Below are 21556 nucleotides of genomic sequence, written 5' to 3'. Positions count from 1 at the left end.
CAAGGACAACGAGACGCTGCAGGAGGTGGTGAGCTACCGCATGGCGGACGCCGACGGTGATTGGTCCGACGCGACGCTGACCATCACCATCCGCGGCAAGACTGACGGCGCACCGACGGTGGTGGCGCAGGACGGCAACGACGGGGCCACGGGCCATGCCACGGTGTACGAGGCGGGGCTGGTGGATGCAAGCAGCACGGCCGAGACCACCACGGGCAGCATCACGGTGACGGCTGCCGACGGGCTGCAGACGGTCACGGTGGGTGGCCGGGAGCTGACGCTGGCGGAGCTGGCGGGGCTGGGCACGACGGCGGTGGACATCGACACGGGCAAGGGCACGCTCAGGCTCACGGGCTTCAAGGACGTGACGTACGTGGGCGGAGTGCCCACGGCGGGCACGCTGGCCTACAGCTACACGCTCAAGGCGGCGCTGGTGCAGACCGGCCAGACGGAGAGCACCGACGACATTGCGCTGGCGATCAAGGACGCGGGCAACGCCACCAACACCGGCACGCTGACGGTGCGCATCGTGGACGACGCGCCCACGGCCGCGAACGACACGGCACAGCTTATCGAGGACGCCGGTCCGGCGACCGTGACCGGCAACGTGTTCAGCAACGACCGGCTGGGTGCCGATACCACGGCCACGCCGATCAGCGGCTTTAGCATGGGCGGCGTGCCGGGCACCGTCGGCACAGCCATGGCTACGGCCTACGGCACCATTCTCATGGAGTCCAACGGGCGCTGGACCTACACGCTGGACAACCTCAACGCGGCAGTGCAACACCTTGTTCCCGGTGAAACCCTCACAGAGCGTCTGTCCTACCGGCTCACCGACGCCGACGGCGACGAAGACAACAGCATGGCCGAACTGGTCATCACCATCACCGGCACCAACGACGTGCCGACGCTGGTCATCAAAGACGGTAACGGCGCCGGCACGGGCCAGGCCACCGTGGAGGAAAAGGGCGTTGCCAACGTCGACGGCAGCCAAACCACGCAGGGCCGCTTCGTCCTGACCGCGCCCGATGGGCTGCAGGGCGTCAGCGTGGGCGGTACCTTTGTCAGCGCGGCGCAGCTTGCAGGCCTAACGGGCTCGCCCGTCAACGTAGCCACTGCGCGCGGCACGATCACGCTCACCGGTTTCGATGCCGCCAGCGGCGCCGTGTCTTACCGCTACACGCTCTCGAGTGCGCAGGCCCATGCGGTCGATGCTGAGTTGACGGACGATATCGTGCTGAGCGTGCTCGAGCGCGACGGCGACCGCGTGGACGGCACCCTGCGCGTGCTGATCGTTGACGACGCACCGGTAGCGCGCGACGACGCGACGCAGCTGAGCGTGTCGCTGCCCCGCGCTACGTCCAGCGGCAATGTGATCGGCGGTGTGAGCAGCGGCGCGCGCGACGTGGCCGACCGCCTGGGCGCGGACACGCCCGTGACCGTGGTGGCCTTCGTCACCGCCGACGGCCGCGCCGGCACGGTGGGCGGGAGCGCGCTGCGCGGTGTCTACGGCACGCTGCAGCTCAACGCCGACGGCAGCTACGTCTATGCCGTGGACGACTCCCACTCTGAGGTGGCGTCGATAGTCAACGGCAAGGCGCTGGTCGAGCGCTTCACCTACACCCTGCGCGATGCTGACGGCAGCACCAGCAGCGCCGTGCTGGTGGTGACGCTGCGGGGCAGCGCGGCCTTCATCAAGGCGGGTGACCAGATCTTCCCGGTGGCCTACGAGCCGGCGCAGCGCGAGATCACCCAGGGCATGGAGCTGGGGCTGTTCGTGCAGCACGCGGTGCGCGACTCGGCACAGCAGAGCCTGGCGTTGGCTGCCGGCGCGGCCGGCAGTGTCGGCGTCGTCGATGTCGAGGAGCTCCAGGGCGAGCTGCTGCGCGCGACGCAAGCCATGACTCAGGGCCAGCACGTTAGCCGCGACGGCGTGGCCTTTTCTCTGCGCCTGATGCGGGACATGCAGTTGGAGCTGGTGCAGCGCCTGTCGCAGTCGGAGCTGACGGAGCCGACCGTGATCACGCCGCAGGGCCAGGCCGCCGAGTCGGGCAGTGCCTTTCTGACGCCGCCGGCGCCCGAGGCGGCGCCGCCGGAGCGCATCGTCGTACCGGCCCCGCCGCCGTCCGGGCCGGCACAGCCGCGCGCCGCCGCGCCGGGCTTCTCGCGGCAGCTGGCGGCGCAAGCCGCGGAGCGCGTCGCGCCGCTGCCCTCGCACGGGGTGCCGGGTGCCGCCGCCGCGCCGCGCGTGCGGGTGTCCGTGGCCCGAACCTGACCCGCCAGGGATCGACCTGCAGCCGCCGCGGCACCGGCCGCGGCGCAGTTCATCGAGTCAAGAAGACAAAGTTGTATGAGCAAACAAATCAACCAGAACAAAAATTCCCGCTTGCCGCGCCCGGCCTGGGGGGCGCTCGCCTCGGCTGCGGCGCTGCTGCTAGCCGGCTGCAGCGTCACGCCCGTGAAGCTCACCGACCAGGAGGTGGGGCAGCGCGTGCAGAATGACCAGCAGCGCATGTACCGCGACCAGGTATCCGTGAGCGGACCCATCGGCTTCTCCGAGGCCGTGGCGCGCGCGCTCAAGTTCAACCTGGACTACCGGCTCAAGGTGATGGAGAGCGCGCTCTCGCGCGGGCTACTGGAGGTCGCCGAGCTCGACCTGCTGCCCAAGCTCGTGGCCGATGCGGGCTACAACCACCGCAACAACGACTCCGGGGGCACCAGCATCGGCATCGAGGACCGCGTCATCAGCTTGCGCCCGTCCACCTCCGAGGAACGCGCCCATCACTTCGAGCGTGCCACGCTGTCGTGGAACGCACTAGACTTTGGCCTGAGCTACTACCGCGCCAAGCAGGCGGCCGACGACGTCAACATCGCCGAGGAGCGCCGGCGCAAGATCCTGCAGAACATCGTCCAGGACGTGCGCACCGCCTACTGGCGCGCGCTGGGCGCGCAGCGGCTGCTGGAAGAGGCCAATACGCTGGCCGGGCGCATCCAGGACGCACTGCAGAAGTCGCGCGAGGCTGAGCGTGCCGGGGTGCTGGCGCCGTCGCAGGCGCTGGGCTACCAGCGGGCACTGCTGGACGCGATGACCATCGTCAACGTCAAGCGCCAGGAAATGCAGTTCGCCAAGCGCGAGCTGGCGGCGCTGATGAGCTTGCCCCCGGGCACCGAGTTCACGCTGCAGGAGGAGCCCGGCGCGCGGCTAGCGCCGGTGCCGCTGGACCTGGACAAACTGGAGACCGCGGCGCTGACGCAGCGCCCGGAGTTGCGCGAGGAGGACTACAAGGCGCGTATCGGCGTGGTCGAAGCTAAACGGCAGATCGCCGCGCTGTTCCCGAGCGTGAACTTCTACGCCGGCGCGCGCTACGACTCCAATGGCTACCTCTACAACAGCAACTGGGCCGAGGGCGGCCTCAGCCTGTCGATGAACCTGCTGCGCCTGGCCGGCCTGCCCGCCATCAAGCGGGCCAACGAGGCGCGCGAGAAAACCGACGAGGCGCGGCGCCTGGCGCTGAGCATGGCGGTGCTGACGCAGCTGCGCGTGTCGGTGGAGCGCTACCGCCTGGCAGTGTACGACGAGGAGCTGGCGGCCGAGGCCAGCCGCGTGGACCAGCGCCTGGCCAGCATCTCGGCTGCGGGTAGCAGCAACCGGCTAGAAAGCGAACTGGAAGCGCTGCGCACCGACGCGCGTGCACTGGTCTCGCGCTTCTACCTGGCCACGGCCAACGCCGCCACGCAGGCGGCTTACGGCCGGGTGCTGAACTCCGTGGGCATGGACCTGCTGCCCGACACCGTCACCGGCACCGACATCCCGACACTGGCCACAGCCATCAGGGGCAGCCTGCAGTCCGCCGAGACGGGTGCCTTCGTGCAGGCGAGCGCGGCGCAGGCGCTGCGACGGCCGGTCGTGGTGCGGGTGGCCGAGGTGCCGGCGCCCGTGGGCGAAGCCTTGGTGCGCACGGCCGTGGAGCGTGTGCTCTCGCGTAACGACATCAGCACCGCCGCCGACGCCCAGGCGCTGCAGCTGTCGCTGGCCTTCAGCCGCGCCGAAGGTGCGCGCGGCGCGCGCGCGCAGTGGACCATGGTCGTCACGGAGCCCGGCGGCCGGCGCGTGCTGGAGCAACGCTACAGCAGCGTGTTGCCGGCCGAGACCACGCCGCGCGCTGTCACGGCGCTGGCCGAGGCGGCTGCGCTGTCGGTTATGGGCGAGCTGCGCCGCATCTCCAGCGTGCAGGGTGGCGCCGCGGCGCCGCAGTGACGGCAGTCCAAAGCAGTAAAGGATTTTCGAAGTGAAGCAGTTTCCCTTTCTGGCCAGCGGCGCTCTGCTGCTGGCGTTACTGGCACCGGTGGCGGATGCCGCCGCGCAGGCCGCCGCCGCAGCGGCACCCGCCGCCCGGGCTGTGCCCGCGCCGGGCGAGGTCCGCGCCGTGCCGGTGCGCTTTCTCGTGGTGGCGGCGCAGGAGACGATCCTGTCGGCGCCGGTGACCGGCCGCATCGCGCGGCTGCCGGTGGGCCTGGGCGACCACGTGCAGGCGGGCCAGGTGGTGGCCGCCTTCGATTGCGCCGAGATCCAGGCCCGGCGCGGCGCGGCGCAGGCCGAGCTGGAGGCCGCGCGCGTGCAGCACGAGGCTAAGCTCAAGCTGCAGGGCCTGCAGTCCGCGGCGGAGGTGGAGGTCGAGCTGGCCGCGGTCAACGTCAACAAGGCCGACAGCCAGGTGCGCGTGGCCGACGCGCAGATGGCGCAGTGCAACTTCGTCTCCCCCTTCAACGGCAAGGTGGCGCGTGTGCACGTCAAGATCGGGCAGGGCGTCAACCCGGGCGCGCCGGTGATTGAGCTGGTGAGCAGCGGGCGGCCCAAGGCGCGGCTGAACGCGCCCTCGCAATGGCTGGCGTGGCTCAAGGTGGGCCGGGTGCTCGACGCCCTGGTGGACGAGACCGGTGCAGCCGTGACGCTCAAGGTGCTGCGCATCTCCGGCCGCGTCGATGCGGTAAGCCAGACCGTCGAGATCGAAACCGACGTGAGCGGCGGCGCGCAGGTGCTGCCCGGCATGAGCGGCCAGGTCAAGGCGCCGGCGCTCCCGCCGCCGCAGTAGCATTTCGCAACCTGCCCGCGCAAAGGCGGGGCTGTTCGGCGGATCGGCTGCTGGCGCCGGCACGCACACTGGCCCGGACTGAACGTAGCGGCCGGCTCCGCCGCGGCACCGCGTCGGCGGCCTTGGGCCGGGTTTTTGTTTGGGCCTGCGAGCCCCTTGTGTGCTTTCCATGATCGATCCTGCTTTCCACGGGCTCACCGCGAAGGTCCATGCCGCAGGCACCGCCGCGGAGCTGGGCTTCCTGTTCTGCAACGAGACGCGGGCGCTGGTGTCCTACCGGCAGGCAGCGCTGGTGACGCTGCCTGCGCCGCCGCGCCGCAGCGCGTTGGCGGCGCATTCCGGCCTGGCTGACGTTGAGGCCGACACGCCCTATGGGCGGTGGCTGGGGGCGGTGACCGAGCACCTGCGTGCGCAGTTGCAGGAGCTGCCGGCCGGCGCCCGTGTGCTGGCCCTGACGCCATCGCTGCTACCGCCGGCCCTGGCCGAGCCCTGGGCGGAATGGATGCCCGAGCACGTCTGGGTGCTGGGCCTAGCCGGTCCCGATGGCCGCGTGCGCGCGGCGCTGTTCTTGGCGCGCGAGGAGCCTTGGCCCACTGAGCTGGATGCCGCGGCTCCAGAATACCTGCTGTTGCGGCTGGCCGACACCTATGGCCATGCGTGGTGGGCGCTGACGCAGCGGCGGCGCACGCTGAGCGCCTTCTTCGCGCGTGCCTGGTCTCGCCGGGGCGTGCGCTGGGCCCTGGCGCTGCTGCCGCTGCTGCTACTGACGCCTGTGCGCGAGTACGCGCTAGTGCCGGCCGAGGTGGTGTCCAATCGTAGCCAAGTTATCGCCGCGCCACGTGACGGTGTGGTCAAGCGCATGGTCGTGCCACCCAACACCCCGGTGGCAGCCGGGCAGGTGCTGGCGGAGCTCGATGACAGCACGCTCTACAACCGACTGGCGGTGGCGCAGGCAGCCCTGGCCTCGGCGCGGGTGGAACTGCTGCAGGCCGCGCAGCGTGCCATCGACTCGCAGCAGGCCAAGGCCGAGTTGCACTTGGCCGAAGGCCGGCTGCGCGAGCGGGAGGTGGACGCCGACGCGCTGCAGCGCGAGCTGGAACATCTGGCCATCAGGGCGCCCGGTCTGGGCGTGTTCGTCTATTCCGACCCCAACGACTGGGCCGGGCGTCCGGTGCAAACCGGCGAGCGCCTGGGCTTGCTAGCCGATCCCGGCGTGCTGGGTGTGCAGGCCTGGGCGCCGGTGCAGGAGGCGGTGAACCTGCTGCCCGGCGCGTCGATGACGCTGTTCCTGAGCGTGGCGCCGCTGGCGCCCATGGCGGCGCGGCTGGACATGGCCAGCTACCAGGCGGTGGAGGCGCCCAACGGCGTGGCCAGCTACCTGCTGCGCGGCACCATCGAGCAGCCCACGGCGCAGGCGCGCATCGGGTTGCGCGGCACGGCGCGCGTCTCGGGCGACTGGACCGTGCTGGGCTATTTGATGCTGCGCCGGCCGCTGGCCGCGGCGCGTGAGTGGTGCGGATGCTGACACCGGCCCCAGCGGCGCCCTGGCCCGCGCTGCGCGAGGAACTGCAGCTGCATGACGGCGGCAGCAACCGCGACGGTTCGCCGGCTTGGCACATCGGTGATCCGGTGCGCAACCTGTTCTTCCGCATCGGCTGGCTGGAGCTGGAGATGCTGCGCCGTTGGAGACTAGGCAGTGCCCAGGCCATTGCCGAGGAGATCTCCCGCCACACCACGCTGGCGCCGGAGCCCGAGGATGTGCGCGAGTTCGCCAGCTTCTTGGCCGCGCACCAGTTGCTGCAGCAAGCGCGGCCGCAGACACGGTCACCACTGTGGCGCTGGCTACTCAACAACTATCTGTTCATCCGCATCCCGCTGCTGCGTCCGGCGCGGCTGCTGCAGGTACTGCTGCCCTGGGTGGGCTGGCTGTTCACGCCGCGCTTTCTGGGCCTGACGGTGTTGGCAGCGCTGGCCGGCGTGGCGCTGGCGCTGCGCCAGCTCGACACGGTCGAGGCCAACCTGCGCGGTGCGATGAGCTGGGAAGGCGTGCTGGGATTCGCCGGCGCGCTGTTCGTGTCCAAGCTGCTGCACGAGTTCGGTCACGCGCTGGTGGCCACGCGGCTGGGTGTGCGTGTGGGCCACATGGGCGTGGCGCTGCTGGTGATGTGGCCCATGCCCTACACCGACACCGGCGAGAGCTGGATGCGTTCGCCGCGCCGGCGCCTGGCTATTGCCTCGGCCGGCATCGCCGCGGAGCTGGTACTGGCGGCGTGGTGCACGCTAGCCTGGAGCTTCGTGCCCGAGGGAAGCCTGCGCAACGCGCTGTTTTTCCTGGCCACCACTGCCTGGGTGTTGACGCTGGCGGTCAACGCCAGCCCGTTCATGCGCTTCGACGGCTACTACATCCTGGCTGACGCGCTGGATCTGCCGGGCCTGCACGAGCGCGCGGGCAGGCTGGGCCGCCACGCGCTGCGGCGCTGGCTACCGGGGTTCGATGATCCCGTGCCGGAAGTGCTCCCGCCAGCTTGGCGGCGTGGGCTCATGGCTTTCGCCTTCGCAACCTGGCTGTACCGGCTGGTGGTGTTCGTGGGTATTGCCATCGTTGTCTACCACGCCTTTTTCAAGGCGCTGGGCGTGTTCCTGTTTTTCGTGGAGATCGTGGTGTTTGTAATCCGACCCCTGTGGGCCGAGCTGCGGGTGTGGTGGCGCCGACGCAGCGAAGTGGCGCCGCGGCGTGCGGTGGCGGCGCTGGCCGTGCTGGCTGCCGCGCTGCTGGGGCTGCTGCCGCCGTGGTGGGGCGGCGTCACGGCACCCGGCGTGCTGCGCGCGGCGGCTGAGCAGCCGGTGTTCTCGCCGTACGCGGCGCGCCTAGAGCACGTGCGCATGGCCGAGGGCGCGCGGGTGGAGGCCGACACGCCGCTGGCCGAGTTGGCCGCACCGGCGCAGCAGCAGGAGCGCGACAAGGCCCGCGCCCTGTCTGCCGCCTACAGCCGTGCCGCGCGCGGTGCGCTGGGCATGGAGCGCGACGGTGCGGCGCAAGGAGTGGCAGCCGAGCAGCAGGCCACGCGCTGGGAAGCCCAGCGCCGCGCTCACGAGGCGGAGCTGCAGCGGCTGCACCTGCTGCCGCTGGAGCAGGGTGTGGTGCGCGACCTCGACCAGACACTGCGGCCCGGCACCTGGGTCGGCGCCTCGCGGCCGCTGGCAGTGGTGGTGGACGGGCGGCATTGGCGCGTGGAGGCGCTGGTGCCCGAACGCGAGCGGTTGCGTCTGGCCACCGGCACGCCGGCGGTCGTGATTGCGCAGGGCCGCTTCAGGAAGCTGGCCGGTCACGTCATCGCCATTGACGACAGCCCCGTGGCGCGACTGCCGCACTTGCTGCTGGCCCAGGAGCACGGTGGCGTCGTCCCCCTGAACCCTACGTTGCCGCGGCATGACCTCAAGCCAGCAGGTGCTTGGTTCCGCGTGCTGGTGGAAGGGACGCTGGATGGTGAGGGTGCCGTGCCGGTGACGGCCGTGCAGTCGGTGCGCGTGCATTTCCAGGGCACCCGCGAGAGCTTGGCGCGGACCTGGATGGAGAGCGCCCTGTCGGTACTGATCCAGCAGTCCGGGCTATAAATAACCGCTCCTAAAGTATGGACAATTGTTCCACTAGAACGGAACATCGTCCAAGACGCACCCCGAACAGTGTTGGGAGCGGTTCGCCCGAAGGGATTGCACCGCGGAAATGCGGTGTGCATTTGATGCCCGCGTGGCCAGGCACAAGGGTGCGGGCGGATCCTTAGAGCCGCCTGACCGCCAGTGCGCTGCGTGCGCTGCTTTGAGGCATTCGCGAATTCCCGACCATTGCTGCCACACATGCTTCGCGCGATTCCTTGCGGGTACAGCAAAGGTGACGTGGCCGCCATTGCGCAGCGGCACGATGGCTTCACGCACGGCCGGAGCCTCGCGCAGCCCCAATCCTTGACGGGCGACGGTACATGCCGCGCCCTGATGTAGTGAAATGCCCCGGCGCTGTGCATGGTTCACCGCGCCGATGACTGAAGTGTATGCCGGGTTGACCTCGAACACTTTCACGCCGGCTCGCAGGCATGCCGCCTTGAGAGCGCTGGTCATGCTGGAGAAGACGAACGAGAACAACAGCCTGGCGCGGGCCCGGTCCACCGCTTCGAGCTCGGCCTTCTTCTTGCAGAAATCCAGCTTCTCCAGAGCCAGCGGCTTGCCAGGTGCCTGGGCTAGCGCCGCGACCTGCACGGCTGCATCGCCGATGAGGGCCTTGGCCTGATCGCTGGACTTGCCCGCGTGGGCAGCTCGATGCGCCGCGCGTCCACTAGATTCCGGAAACGGTCCAGCTCCGCCACGGCGAGGTGGTCAGCGTTGATGTCCACGCCGATGCAGCCCAGCGCCCGCTGATGTGGTGACAGCCGCAGGCTCAATCTCGACGCTAGCGAACACGCGCCAGCCCTTGTCGTCGTGCAAGAAGCGGTAGCTGATGGCGCGGCCCACGCGCTTGGTCGTCGGCTTGCCGGCCTGGGTAGAGGCCGGTACAAGACGGCTCATACCCAGCGCCGAGACTATTGGCCCATGGCCTGGGCATGGAACAGCCGGCGGCTGCCAAAGCACAGCCCACCCGGCCCTGGGCCTCGTCGCGCTGCAGCGCCGCCTAGTCGATGAGTTGCAACCGGCGCTGCCGGATGGCCTGGACCTTGCCGTCGAGCTCGATGCGAACGGCGTTGAACTGGCGCACGGTCAATCCAAACTGCGCCAGGAACTCGCGCTTGAGCTCGTTGAGATCGCGTTGCGCGTGCAACTTGGCGTAGGCGTCCAGTGCCCGGGCCTGCTCGGCCGCAAGCGCCAGCCGCGTCTGGTGGGTGAAGACGCAGCGCTCAGTCATGAGGCAACACCTGCATCGCCTCGGTTCCGTACTGCTTGGGCGGCAACCGGCATTCTGCCTTCGCGCCAATGCCACCCGAAAAAAGTTCTACCGCCATCCCGGCTTTACATGGCACGTGTGCTGTGCCGCAGGCCATCAATACGCTTTCTTGTCCTATTCGTCCATATTTTTCTCAGCTACTGCCCACCCTCCAAGGCGGCGAGTCGCAAGGCGCGGAACAAACGAGGTTGATCCTGCGGGCCAGTGCCGACACCGGCGGGCATGATCAGTCCGCCGACCACCTCCGCGGCGGGGACGCCGGTCTTGGGTGAATCTCTCACGCCGGGGCCACCGGCCTCCGCACGGCACGGGGCTGGCCAGTGTCGTTTTGCTCAACCGTTGAAAGTCACTCATGGATCTTGGAATTCGCGGACGCTGGGCGCTGGTGTGCGCCGCCAGCAAGGGCCTGGGCAAGGGCTGCGCGCAGGCGCTGGCGCAGGAGGGCGTCAACGTCGTCGTCACCGCGCGCGGCGCCGAGGCGCTGGAACGCACGGCGGCGGCGCTGCGCGTGCTGGCCCCGGGCGTGGAGGTGCGCGCGGTGGCCGGGGACATCACCACGGCCGAGGGCCGCGCGGCGGCGCTGGCGGCCTGCCCGCAGGTGGACATCCTGGTCAACAACGCCGGCGGGCCGCCGCCGGGAGACTTTCGGGGCTGGGACCGCGAGGCCTGGATACGCGCGCTCGACGCCAACATGCTCACGCCCATTGAGCTGATGAAGGCGGTGGTGGATCCAATGATGGACCGCGGCTGGGGCCGCGTCGTCAACATCACCTCCGCGGCGGTGAAGGCGCCCATCGACATCCTGGGCCTGTCCAACGGCGCGCGCAGCGGGCTCACGGGCTTCGTGGCCGGGTTGGCACGCAAGACGGTGGCGCGCGGCGTGACCGTCAACAACCTGCTACCCGGCCCCTTCGACACCGACCGGCTGCGCCAGACCATGCAGGGCGCCGCGGCCCAGAGCGGCCGCAGCCTCGAGGAAATCGCCCACTCCCGCCGCGCCCAGAATCCGGCGGGGCGCTTCGGTACGGCCGAGGAGTTCGGCGCCGTCTGCGCCTTCCTGTGCAGCGTGTATGCGGGTTACATCACGGGGCAGAACCTGCTCATTGACGGCGGCGCCTACCCCGGCACTTTCTGAATCTCCCTTAATTCGCGGGCGCCGCCGTTTTGGCTTCAGCACGCGCCCGCCAAACAAGTACCGGAACGCCTGCCGGCATTTACGCAAGGCTTGACAGGGCGCAAGGCGGCCGGGGCGTCCTCCCCGTGCTCGGCCCGCGCCGTCTGACCTGTCGTTGAAGCGGGAAGAATGCTTGCTTTTCGGTGAATTGAGGGCTGGATTTAAAAATTAGAGTGTCAAATTTCGCCGCCAACATTTGTGGCCGCAGGAACAATCAAATAGACATGGCAGGGGATTTCGTGGCATTTCTTGATTACAGCGCCTCGTTCACGGCGGTGCGCATGCACGCCCAAAGTGCGGAGCCATTCCGGTTTGGGCTGCCTGATTATTTCAAGGGCGAATCCGCCCCGGGCTTCCAGGGTGCCGCGTGCGCGCGCATGCCCGCCTTGACTTGACGACCCTCCCATGACCCGTCCTGTTCCCCCTTCAGCGGCCTCGGCTCAGGCCGGCGAGATCACGCTGGCGCTGCGCACCCTGCGCAGCAGCATGCTGGCCACCGGCAGCTTCAGCTTCGTGCTGAGCCTGCTGCTGCTGGTGCCCTCGATCTACATGATGCAGGTCTACGACCGCGTGCTGGGCAGCCGCAACGAGATGACGCTGCTGATGCTTACGCTGCTGGCCGCGGGGCTCTACGGCATCTACGCCGCGCTGGAGTACATCCGCTCGTCGGTGCTGCAGCAGGTCAGCCACGCGCTTGACATCAAGCTGTCCTCACGCGTGTTCGAGGCCGCCTTCAGCGACGCGGCGCGCTCGCGCGGGGGCAATCCCAGCCTGGCGATGGCCGACCTGACCTCGCTGCGCCAGTTCGTCTCCGGCACCGGGCTGCTGCTGCTGTACGATGGGCCCTTCGCCGTGATCTTCATGACTGCGGGCTTCATGATCGACGTGTGGCTGGGCGCGTTCCTGGTCGGCGCCTGCATCGTGCTGCTGGTGCTGCTGTGGTGGAGCGAGCGCCGCACGCACGGCCCGCTGCAGGAGGCCAACCGCCTCAACGCCCGCGCCTCCAGCTACATGAACAACAGCTTCCGCAACGCGGAGGTGATCCAGGCCATGGGCATGCTGCCAGCGGTGCAGCGGCGCTGGACCAAGCTCAGCGAGGAAGCGCTGGACCTGCAGGCCGAGACCAGCGTGGCCGCGGCACGCATCGGCTCGGTGACGAAGTTCGTGCGCATCTTCTCGCAGTCGCTGAGCCTGGGCCTGGGCGCGCTGCTGGTGCTCGAAGGGCGCATGTCGGGCGGGATGATGATCGCCGCCTCCATCCTGCTGGGCCGCGCGCTGTCGCCGCTGGAGATGCTCATCGGCAACTGGCGCCAGATCGTGGCCGCGCGCGACGCGCACAAGCGGCTGGAGCAGCTGCTAGCGGTGGCCCCGGTGCCGCCGGAGCGCATGGCGCTGCCGGCGCCGGCGGGCAAGCTGGCGGTGGAAGGCGTGTCGGTGGCCGCCCCGGGCTCGCAGCAGGCGCTGCTGCGCCAGGTGAGCTTCAGCGCCGAGCCGGGCGAGCTGCTGTCCATCATTGGCCCCAGCGGGGCGGGCAAGTCCACGGCGGCACGGGTGCTGGCTGGAGTGTGGGTGCCGCAGGCGGGCAAGGTGCGCCTGGACGGCGCCGACCTCGCCACCTGGCCGCGCGAGCAGCTCGCGCCGCACATCGGCTTCCTGCCGCAGGACGTGGAGCTGTTCGAGGGCACGGTGGCGGAGAACATCGCGCGGCTGGCCGAGCCCGACAGCACCGAGGTGGTGGACGCGGCGCAGGCCGCGGGCATCCACGAGATGGTGCTGCGCCTGCCCCAGGGCTACGACACCCCGGTGGGCCCGGGCGGCGCAGCGCTCTCGGGCGGGCAGCGCCAGCGCGTGGGCCTGGCGCGCGCGCTCTACGGGCGCCCGCAGCTGCTGATCCTCGACGAGCCCAACGCCAATCTTGATGACGTGGGCGAGGCCGCGCTGGCGCAGGCGCTGGCCGGCTGCAAGGCGCGCGGCGCCACGGTGGTGGTGGTGTCGCACCGCACCTCGCTGCTGCGCATCACCGACAAGATGCTGCTGCTGCGCGACGGCCAGGCCGCGGCCTTCGGCCCGCGCGACAAGGTGCTGCAGTCGCTGAACCCGCAGGGCGGCCAGGCTGGCCAGGCCGCGCCGGCGGCGCCGGCCCAGCAGCCTGCCGGACCGCATTTCGCGGTCGTGGCCACCGCGCAGGGACCCTTCGTCGTCCAGGCCGCGCCGGGCATCACCGTGGCCCGTCCGGGCGCCATCGTTTGATCTGGGATCCGAGATGTTGAACCAATTCAGCGACGCGCTGTCGCGCAACTCCCAAGTGCGCCGCGACGGCGATCCCCGGCCGGCGATCCGCCTGGGCGTGGGTGTGGGCGTGCTGGGCTTTGGCGGTTTCCTGGCCTGGGCGGCGTGGGCGCCGCTGGACCAAGCTGTGCCCGGCATGGGCATGGTGGCCGTGGCCGACCAGCGCAAGGCAGTGCAGCACGTCAGCGGCGGGCGCATCGAGTCGCTGCAGGTGGCCGAGGGCGACAGCGTGCAGGCCGGGCAGCTGCTGCTCAGGCTGGATGCGCGCCAGCTGCAGGCCGAGCTCGATGCCGCGCAGGCGCAGCTGGCGCTGGCGCGTGCCGCGCTGGCGCGCGTGGACGCCGCGGCCGCAGGCCGCGACCGGCTGCCGGCCGCGGCGGTGGCGCCGGCCGATGCGCGCTTCCAGTCCATCGGCCTGGCGCAGCAGTCGCTGCTGCGCGCGCAGGTGGGCGCGCGCCAGGCCGAGCTGGAGCAGTTGCAGGCCAGCAAGGCGCAGCTCGAAGCCGAGCTCGAAAGCCACCGCCGCATGGCCGTGGGCTACCGCGAGCAGCTCGCGATCCTGAAACAGCAGCACGAGGCGCTGGTGGAGCTGGTGGCCGAGGGCAACTATCCCAAGCTGCGGCTGCTGGACCTGGAGCGCTCCATTGCCGAGCTGCGGACCAACATCGCGCGCAGCGAGTCCGATGCCGTGCGCACCTTGCGCGCCATCGAGGAGGCGGCGGCGAGCCTGCAGCGGCGCCGGCGCGAGCAGGTGCGCGACGTCGAGACCGAGCGCGCCACCCTCGTGCACGACGAGGCCACGCTGCAGGCGCGCGTGGCTACGCTGGTCACGGGGCTGCAGCAGACCGAGGTGCGCGCGCCCGTGGCCGGCCAGGTTGTGGGCTTGGCGGTGCACACCGTGGGCGGCGTGGCCGCGCCGGGTGAGAAGCTCATGGAGGTCGTGCCGCAGGACAACGCGCTGCTGGTGGAGGCGCGGCTGCCGGTAAACATGGCCAACAAGCTCAAGCCGGAGCAGTCGGCGCAACTGCACTTCTCCTCCAGCGACCGCGTGCGGCTGCCCGATCTGGAAGGCCGCGTGCTGACGGTGTCGGCCGACGCGCTGGAGGACCATCGCTCCGGCACGCCGTACCTGCTGGCGCGCATCACCATTCCCGACACCGAGCGCGCCAAGCTGCCCACGGTGAACTCGCCGCTGCGCGCGGGCATGCCGGTGGACGTGCTGGTGCGCGTGGGCGAGCGCAGCTTCCTGGACTACGTGCTGGAGCCACTGACCGCGCGGCTGCGGCAGTCGCTGACGGAGTGAGCAGCCGTCTTAGCCGTCAAGCGGTATGCAGCGTCGGATTCCACTGCGAACCGTGCTTGGCGATGGTGTTGAGCATCGTCAGCAGCTTGCGCATGGTTGCCACCAGGGCAACCTTCTTGCGCTTGCCCGTGGCCAGCAGCCGCTCGTAGTAGGCCTTCAGAGGCGGGTTGTAGCGCACCGCGGTAAGCGTGGCCATGTAAAGGGTGCGTCGCAGATCGGCGCGCCCGCCCCAGATGGCGCGCTGCCCGCGCATCTGGCCCGAGTCGCGGTTGAGCGGCGCCACGCCCACGAGCGCGGCTACCCGGCGGCGGTCGAGCTTGCCCAACTCGGGCAGCTCGGCCAGCAGCACCGCCACGCTGGCCGCACCGATACCTGGCACGCTTTGCAGCGCCTCTGCGAGCTCGGCATGATGGCGCTGCACGTGCACAGCGACCTCGGCGTTACTGTCGTCGAGTTCACGCTGGAGGAACTCGATGACGCGCTCGATGCTCGGGCGTGCCGCGGCGTGGGAGATGCGCATGCGCTGACGCTCGCTGGCGAGCATCTGCACGAGCTGGCGCCGGCGCAGCACCCCAGGGCCTGCAGCCGTTGCAGCTCGGCGTCGGCCAGCGGCTTGACGAAGCGCTCGCGCTCGGGGTGCTGGTGCAGCATGCGGGCAAAGGCCGCCAGCATCCTGGCGTCCAGCGCGTCGGTCTTGCCCAGCGCACCCACAAGCGCGTGCGAAGCCGCGCGCCATGCGCGGGCTGACCACCGCCACAGCCAGCCCTGCGGCTTGCAGCGCGCAGGCGGCCTCGAACTCGTAGCCGCCCGTGGCCTCCAACACCACCAACGCCGGCTGCAGCGCCACCAACTGCGTCACCAACGGCTCAATGCCGGTGCTGTCGTTGCTCGCCTGCCAGGTCTTGACCTGGGCACTGCTGGCCACTTCCAGCGTCTGACTCGACACGTCGATGCCTATGAAAACAGCGTCGGATACGTCCTCTCGCTCCCATCCTTGTCTATGCGAACTGCGAGTTCCTACAACCGTTCGGGCTGCAAGAGAGGACGGTCCGGCTCACGCGCCCAGTGCTCAGTGATGGGCTTCCAACATCAACCCAGAGGCGCATCGGGCTGCGTGAACCGGTCCGAAACGTCGCTCTGGAGATACAAGGCGCGGGCGTCACCGACGGCCCGCCTGGGGGCCGCCTGGGCGGCTGCCATCGGCAGCCGCTTGCTCATGACGGTGAGTTTGTTCACGTTGCCGGACCGCCGGCCGGGAGGGGCATCCTGGGGCGAGCTCCTCAGGCGCGCCGACCCGACACCACGATGCCGGCCACGATCAGCGCGAAGGCCACGCCGTGGTACCAGCGCGGCGGCTCGCCCAGCACCGCGGCCGACATCAGCGCCGCGAACAGCGGCGTGAGATTGCTGAAGAAGGCGGCCAGCGCCGGTCCGGCGGTGGCCACGCCCAGGCCCCAGCAGCGGTAGGCCACCAGTGCCGGGCCCACGGCCACGTACAGCAGCGCGGCCAGCGTCCAGGGGCTGCCCCAGCGCACGGCGTGGGTGCCCGCGGCCTGCTCCAGGCCGGCGGCCGCGCCCGCGCCCAGCAGACCGAAAAGCACCTGCAGCAGCAGCGCCTCGGCCCAGTGCCATTGCGGGCGCCGCTCGCCGCTCATGGAGCGCGGCGGGCGCGCCAGCAGCCAGCTGTAGAAGGCCCAGGCGATGATGGCCACGATCACGTACAGGTCGCCGCGCACGAAGCGCACCTGCGCCAGCGCGTGCGGGTCGCCGCGCGCAATGACGAACACCACGCCCGTGAGCGACAGCAGCGCGCCCAGCAGCTGCCGCGGCCCCGGGTGCTCGCGGTAGAAGAGGGCGCCCACCGCCAGCATCCACACCGGCATGCTGGAGGCGATGAGCGTGACGTTGATGGGCGTGGAGCTCACCAGGGCCAGGTACTGCAGCGCGTTGTACATGCCCACGCCCAGCGTGCCCGTGAGCAGCAGGTAGGGCCAGCGCCCGCGAAGCTGGCCCGGCGCGCGCAGCACGCGCCAGCCCAGCGGCAGCAGCAGCAGCGCGGCCAGCAGCCAGCGCAGGAAGTTCAGCGTCAGCGGCGGGACGCTGCCCACCATCAGCCGTCCCACCACCGCGTTGCCGGCCCACAGCAGCGGCGGCAGCGTCAGCAGCAGCACGGTGCGCGGCGCCAGCCGCGTCATCGCGCGGACTCCTGCGGGCGCAGCGCGCCGCAGTTCCAGCACTGGCCGAAAGGGCCGTCCACCTGCTCGCCGCAGGCCGGGCAGCGCCAGTGCTGCGCGGGCAGCTCGCGCTGCGCCTGCAGCAGCGCGCGCGCCTCCTCCAGGCGCTCGTCTTCGAGCACCCAGACCTCGGGCAGCGCCTGGTCCACCGGGATCTCTCCGGCGATGCTGCCGGCCCAGGCCCGCTGCACCTGTGCCGGTACGCCGGACTGGTTCAGGAGATCGGCCCACAGCGTGGCGATGGCGAGGTTGGGAGCGGTGGTGAGGCGGCGCATGGCGGGCGGGCCGGGGCGGGCGTGACTGCGGGTCATGGCACCATAACCGGCTGCGGCGCCCGCTGCCCGCGCCTACCGCGGCCGAACCACCTGGAGACCCCGTGATTTCTTCCGAACAAGCCATTCGTTTCAACCGCACTGGCGGCCCCGAGGTGCTGGAGCTGCAGCCGGTCAGCGTCGGCCAGCCCGGCCCGGGCGAGGTGCGCGTCCGCCACGAGGCGTGCGGGCTCAACTACATCGACGTCTACTTCCGCAACGGCACCTATGCCCAGCCGCTGCCCGGCGGCCTGGGCATGGAGGGTTCGGGCATCGTCGAGGCCGTGGGCGCGGGCGTGCAGCACCTGCAGCCCGGCGACCGCGCCGCCTACGCCAGCCAGCCCCCGGGCGCGTACTGCAGCGCGCGCGTGATGCCCGCGGCCCACGTGGTGCGGCTGCCCGACGGCATCGATTTCGAGACCGGCGCGGCCATGATGCTCAAGGGCCTGACGGTGCAGTACCTGCTGCGCCGCACGCTGCCGGCGCAGGGCCTGCAGCCCGGCGACCAGGTGCTGTTCCACGCCGCGGCCGGCGGGGTGGGGCTGATCGCCTGCCAGTGGGCGCGCGCGCTGGGCCTGCAGCTCATCGGCACGGCCGGCTCGGCCGCCAAGTGCGAGCTGGCGCTGGCTAACGGCGCGGCGCACGCCATCGACTACTCGAAGGAGGATTTCGTTGCGCGCGTCAACGAGATCACCGGCGGCGCGGGCGTGAAGGTGGTGTACGACTCGGTGGGCCGCGACACCTTCGAGCGCTCGCTGCAGTGCCTGCGGCCCTTCGGGCTGATGGCGCTGTTCGGCGCCTCCTCCGGGCCGGTGCCGCCGGTGGACATTGGGCTGCTGGCCAAGAAGTCGCTCTACCTGACGCGGCCGACGCTGTTCAGCCACCTGGCCAGCCGCGAGGCCACGCAGACCATGGCCGACGAGCTGTTCGAGGTCGTCGCCTCGGGCGCGGTGAAGATCCCGGTGGAGCGCCGCTACGCGCTGGCCGACGCGGCGCAGGCGCACCGTGACCTGGAGGCGCGGCAGACCACCGGCTGCAGCGTGCTGCTGCTATGAGCGCGGTGACGGCCACTTCGCTGCGGTTGCGCTGGCGCTGCGTGCCCTTCGCGGCGCTGGACGCGGCGACGCTCTACGCGCTGCTGCAGCTGCGCTCGCGGGTGTTCGTGGTGGAGCAGAACTGCGTCTACCTGGACCCCGACGGGGCCGACCCGCAGTGCCTGCACCTGCTGGGCTTCGACGCGGCCGGGACGCTGCAGGCGGCGTTGCGCCTGGTGCCCCCGGGGCTGAAGTACACGGAGGCCTCGATCGGCCGCGTAGTCACCTCACCCGAGACCCGGGGCACGGGGGTGGGCCACGAGCTGGTCGCCCAGGGGCTGCGCGAATGCGCGCTCATCCACCCGGGGCACGGCCTGCGCATCTCGGCGCAGGCGCATCTGCAGCGCTTCTACGAGATGCACGGCTTCCGGGCGGAGGGCGAGACCTACCTGGAGGACGACATCCCTCACATCGAGATGTCGCGCGCCGCGCCGGTGCTCTGATCCGGCGGCACCGCTGTTGCCGTGGCGGCTTGGGGCTCCGGCTCTACGGCGCCGCGGTAGGCATGCCAGGAGGCGTGCCCCAGCCACGGGCCCACCACCAGCAGCCCGGCGAAGAAGGGCAGCATCGCGGCCACGACCATCAGCGTGATCAGCGCGCCCCAGAAGACCATCACGCCCGGCTGCGTCAGGCACAGCCGCAGGCTGGTGAGGCCGGCGGTGACGGCGTCAGTCTGGCGGTCCAGGATCATCGGGATCGAGACCACGCTCACGGCGTAGATCAGCCCGGCGAAGACGGCGCCCACGGCCAGGTACGTGACGGTGAAGCCCAGGTTCTCCGGGTCGGCCAGCATCAGCAGCGAGCCCCTGAAGTCGGGCATGCCGTCGAAGCTGACGGCGAACACCACCATCGCGGCGCGGCCCCAGATCATCTCCAGCACCAGCAGCACGCCGCCGAACAACGCCAGCGTGCCGGTGCGGGTGTCCCAGGCCAGCAGCGAGTCGCCCAGGTCGGGCCGCTCGCCGCGCTCCAGGTGACGGCTGGCCTGGTACAGGCCCAGGCACAGGAAGGGGCCCACGAGCAGGAAGCCCGCCGACAGCGCCAGCACGTAGGCCGGTGCCTCCTCGAACACCTTCATGAGCGCGTAGCCCATGGCCACGAAGGCGGCGCCGTAGAACAGGCCCAGGCCGGGGCAGCGGGTGAAGTCGCGCCAGCCCAGGGCCAGCCAGTGCAGCGGATCGGACCAGCGCAGCGTGCGCAGCCGAGTCAGGGAACCTTCGGAAGGGACGGCAGCCGGGGCCGTACCGGCCGGCGACGGCACGGAGCCCTGGTTGAACGGTTCGAATGCCATGGCGCTTCCTCCAGGTGATGCTGGTGCGAAGCAGGTTAGGGGCGACCCTGACCCGAGTCCATGGGGGAGTTCCGTAAGCCCGGACAGGCCGGCGCGAACCCTGCACGGCGGTTGCGACGAACGCGCCTCTTAAGCCTGTCTGTTTGTGAGAGAAGTATCTCGCTTCAAATGCTGTATTTGAATGTTGCTGCTGGTCATACTGTTTTCTGGATTGAATCGATTGCGCTGGGGTGTAGATATTTCCGTAAAAGATCGTCGCTTGGAAAGGGGGGCGGAAAGAGGGGGGTAGAGCATTGAGCGGCTGTTTGGCTAGGCATTAAATGGGGTCGTCCGGTGCGACATGGCCTATTGCGTAATGCTTGAAAGGCTTAATTCCGCCGGGCAACAGAAGTCGGCTCCATCAATTGCGAATGGGTTTGACGACATATCTTTTGAATATTCGCCGTCTTGAGTTGCGGAGGTGAAATGAAAGCAAGGATAGTGTTGGTGCAGGCCCTGCTTGCCAGTGCTCTTGTGTCAGCTTGTGGCGGCGGTGACAGTGAAGTGGGTACCAGCAGTTCGGTCGAACAAAAAGACCTGAGCGCGCAGAAGGAAAAAACGGTCCGTTTCATCTACTTCCATCCTGCGAACACCAGCGTGCACGCCGTGTACAGCTCGGCCATCGAGCGCGCGGCCTTGTCTATTCAAGACTGGTATGCACAGCGCCTGGGGGGATACAGTTTCCGGCTGGCGAGTCCGGCGGTCGAAACCTGCCAAGGCCGGCAGCCGGGTTCCTATTACGCCACGCAGTCCTGGAGTCGGGTGGCGGCCGCCGTCAGGGACTGCATTCCCGAATTCGCCTGGAACGACTCGGCGCACCGGTGGGTGATCTATGCAGACGTGCGTCACCAATGTGGCGACAGGGAAAGTCTGGGGGCCAGTGCCCAGGGCGTGGCCATATTGCCAGTGCAGGACCTTCAGGGAGTTTCCGGCGAAAGCGTGATCACCGATGATTGCGGCGCCCCAGTTCCTTATGAGGGTGCTGCCGGCGTCAATCGCTGGATAGGTGGACTTGGCCACGAACTTGGGCATGCTTTGGGGCTTCCCCACCCTGCGGGATGCGAAGAGAAGGCTTCAGCATGCGATGACGGATCCTTGATGTGGCTGGGATATGTGAATTTCCCCAATATCGAGCTGCGGGATGCGGAGCGTGCAGCCCTGAAGGCCAGCCCCTTCATCGTTTCGGTGCCGTCGCCGCAGTGATCGCTTCGTTTCACATGCTCTTCCTTGGCATGTGAAAAGCGCCCCGGTGTCGAATGTGGCTGCAAGGCGCGGGGTGCATGCCCGAGCGGCGTGCCTGGCGTCGCCGGGCGCGGCAACGTGGGGACCATACCGCGGCACATGAGCAGCGCATCAAGCAGCGCGCTGGTGTGCAAACGTTCACGGCAGCAGCGGCACACGGGTGTACCCACCGCGCTGACAATCTGAAGACACGCTTTCGAAGCTGTAGTCCGCCCCCTTGCAGGCGCAAAAAAACTAGGACGGCAAAGCCAGCTGATCGGCCAGTTGCTCCAAGTTGGCGAGGTACTGCTCGGGATTGCGCCGGAACCGGGTGCGCTGCACGCGTGCGCAGCGGCGCCGTTCCAGTTGTGCCCGTAACTCCCGCCAGCGTTGTCGGTTGGCACACGCGAGCTCGCGTGCCGTGACCAAGCACCCCCGCGTAGCCGTTGCCGCCAGCAGTCGCACCGCACCGCGCAGCACCGTGGCAGGGCTGGCGGCCTTGCGACCCGTGGTGCGCCGCTCGTGATGGCGGTACGAGCCGAACAGCTGTTCGAGATCGTTGTTGGTACGCGGCAAC

General features: G+C 69.7%; 16 protein-coding genes and 2 pseudogenes. 11 read left to right on the top strand and 7 right to left on the bottom strand.

What is annotated here, in order from left to right; all coding sequences use genetic code 11:
* From H537_RS0116565 to H537_RS0116545, 5 genes are all read left to right on the top strand, one after another.
* The coding region (locus H537_RS0116565) for a VCBS domain-containing protein (RefSeq protein WP_028998774.1) at positions 1-2275 on the top strand (2275 nt) is incomplete at its 5' end.
* 75 nt (positions 2276-2350) lie between these two features.
* The gene (locus tag H537_RS43600) at positions 2351-4258 is read left to right on the top strand and encodes a TolC family protein (protein ID WP_051242785.1); all 1908 of its coding nucleotides are present in this window, start codon (positions 2351-2353) and stop codon (positions 4256-4258) included.
* A 31-nt stretch (positions 4259-4289) separates the two neighbouring features.
* Positions 4290-5093: an efflux RND transporter periplasmic adaptor subunit gene (locus H537_RS43595; protein WP_051242783.1), complete on the top strand. Its 804-nt coding sequence runs from the start codon at positions 4290-4292 to the stop codon at positions 5091-5093.
* A gap of 169 nt (positions 5094-5262) precedes the next feature.
* Complete coding sequence (locus tag H537_RS0116550) at positions 5263-6618, top strand: efflux RND transporter periplasmic adaptor subunit (RefSeq protein WP_028998773.1); 1356 nt, start codon at positions 5263-5265, stop codon at positions 6616-6618.
* A complete protein-coding gene (locus H537_RS0116545) occupies positions 6612-8708 on the top strand; it encodes a site-2 protease family protein (RefSeq protein ID WP_028998772.1) in 2097 nt (698 codons plus the stop codon). The genes H537_RS0116550 and H537_RS0116545 overlap by 7 nt, the downstream gene beginning before the upstream one ends.
* Positions 8709-8741: 33 nt before the next feature.
* Here H537_RS0116545 and H537_RS51200 read toward each other — a convergent pair whose 3' ends face one another.
* Both H537_RS51200 and H537_RS0116535 read right to left on the bottom strand, forming a co-directional pair.
* Positions 8742-9344 carry a hypothetical protein gene (locus H537_RS51200; protein WP_156901770.1) on the bottom strand — a complete coding sequence of 201 codons (603 nt, stop codon included), beginning with the start codon at positions 9342-9344 and terminating at the stop codon, positions 8742-8744.
* Positions 9345-9753: 409 nt separating this feature from the next.
* Positions 9754-9984, bottom strand: coding sequence for a hypothetical protein (locus tag H537_RS0116535; RefSeq protein WP_028998771.1), 231 nt, complete (start codon positions 9982-9984; stop codon positions 9754-9756).
* 391 nt (positions 9985-10375) lie between these two features.
* Between H537_RS0116535 and H537_RS0116530 the strand changes: the two genes are divergently transcribed.
* The 3 genes from H537_RS0116530 (at position 10376) to H537_RS43580 (ending at position 14789) form a co-directional block, all read left to right on the top strand.
* On the top strand, positions 10376-11158 hold the full coding sequence (locus H537_RS0116530) for an SDR family oxidoreductase (protein ID WP_028998770.1): 783 nt from the start codon (positions 10376-10378) through the stop codon (positions 11156-11158).
* Positions 11159-11602: 444 nt separating this feature from the next.
* Complete coding sequence (locus H537_RS43585; protein ID WP_064735990.1) at positions 11603-13447, top strand: type I secretion system permease/ATPase; 1845 nt, start codon at positions 11603-11605, stop codon at positions 13445-13447.
* 13 nt (positions 13448-13460) lie between these two features.
* Positions 13461-14789, top strand: a complete 1329-nt coding sequence (locus tag H537_RS43580) for an HlyD family type I secretion periplasmic adaptor subunit (RefSeq protein ID WP_051242781.1) — start codon at positions 13461-13463, stop codon at positions 14787-14789.
* A 16-nt stretch (positions 14790-14805) separates the two neighbouring features.
* On the opposite strand, the pseudogene H537_RS43575 reads toward H537_RS43580, so the two are convergent.
* The 3 genes and pseudogenes from H537_RS43575 to H537_RS0116495 form a co-directional block, all read right to left on the bottom strand.
* Positions 14806-15747: pseudogene (locus H537_RS43575) on the bottom strand (IS110 family transposase).
* A 322-nt stretch (positions 15748-16069) separates the two neighbouring features.
* Positions 16070-16984, bottom strand: a complete 915-nt coding sequence (locus H537_RS0116500; RefSeq protein WP_028998769.1) for a DMT family transporter — start codon at positions 16982-16984, stop codon at positions 16070-16072.
* Positions 16981-17334: a putative signal transducing protein gene (locus H537_RS0116495; RefSeq protein WP_310733020.1), complete on the bottom strand. Its 354-nt coding sequence runs from the start codon at positions 17332-17334 to the stop codon at positions 16981-16983. Before H537_RS0116495 ends, H537_RS0116500 begins: the two co-directional genes overlap by 4 nt.
* Before the next feature lie 65 nt (positions 17335-17399).
* On the opposite strand from H537_RS0116495, the gene H537_RS0116490 reads away from it, so the two are divergent.
* Positions 17400-18389: a quinone oxidoreductase family protein gene (locus H537_RS0116490; RefSeq protein WP_028998767.1), complete on the top strand. Its 990-nt coding sequence runs from the start codon at positions 17400-17402 to the stop codon at positions 18387-18389.
* Positions 18386-18871, top strand: coding sequence for a GNAT family N-acetyltransferase (locus H537_RS0116485; RefSeq protein ID WP_084150725.1), 486 nt, complete (start codon positions 18386-18388; stop codon positions 18869-18871). Before H537_RS0116490 ends, H537_RS0116485 begins: the two co-directional genes overlap by 4 nt.
* Here the strand turns inward: H537_RS0116485 and H537_RS43570 are convergent.
* A complete protein-coding gene (locus tag H537_RS43570; RefSeq protein ID WP_051242779.1) occupies positions 18835-19719 on the bottom strand; it encodes a DUF2189 domain-containing protein in 885 nt (294 codons plus the stop codon). The genes H537_RS0116485 and H537_RS43570 overlap by 37 nt on opposite strands.
* A gap of 465 nt (positions 19720-20184) precedes the next feature.
* Between H537_RS43570 and H537_RS52990 the strand changes: the two genes are divergently transcribed.
* A complete protein-coding gene (locus tag H537_RS52990) occupies positions 20185-20961 on the top strand; it encodes a hypothetical protein (protein ID WP_169517017.1) in 777 nt (258 codons plus the stop codon).
* 273 nt (positions 20962-21234) lie between these two features.
* Here H537_RS52990 and H537_RS54450 read toward each other — a convergent pair.
* Positions 21235-21556 (bottom strand): annotated as a pseudogene (locus H537_RS54450) (ISNCY family transposase); the annotation flags it as partial.

Origin of the sequence: Azohydromonas australica DSM 1124 (genome assembly GCF_000430725.1) — a bacterium.
Classification (GTDB): domain Bacteria; phylum Pseudomonadota; class Gammaproteobacteria; order Burkholderiales; family Burkholderiaceae_C; genus Azohydromonas; species Azohydromonas australica.
This window is presented reverse-complemented; position numbering and strand designations above follow the sequence as displayed.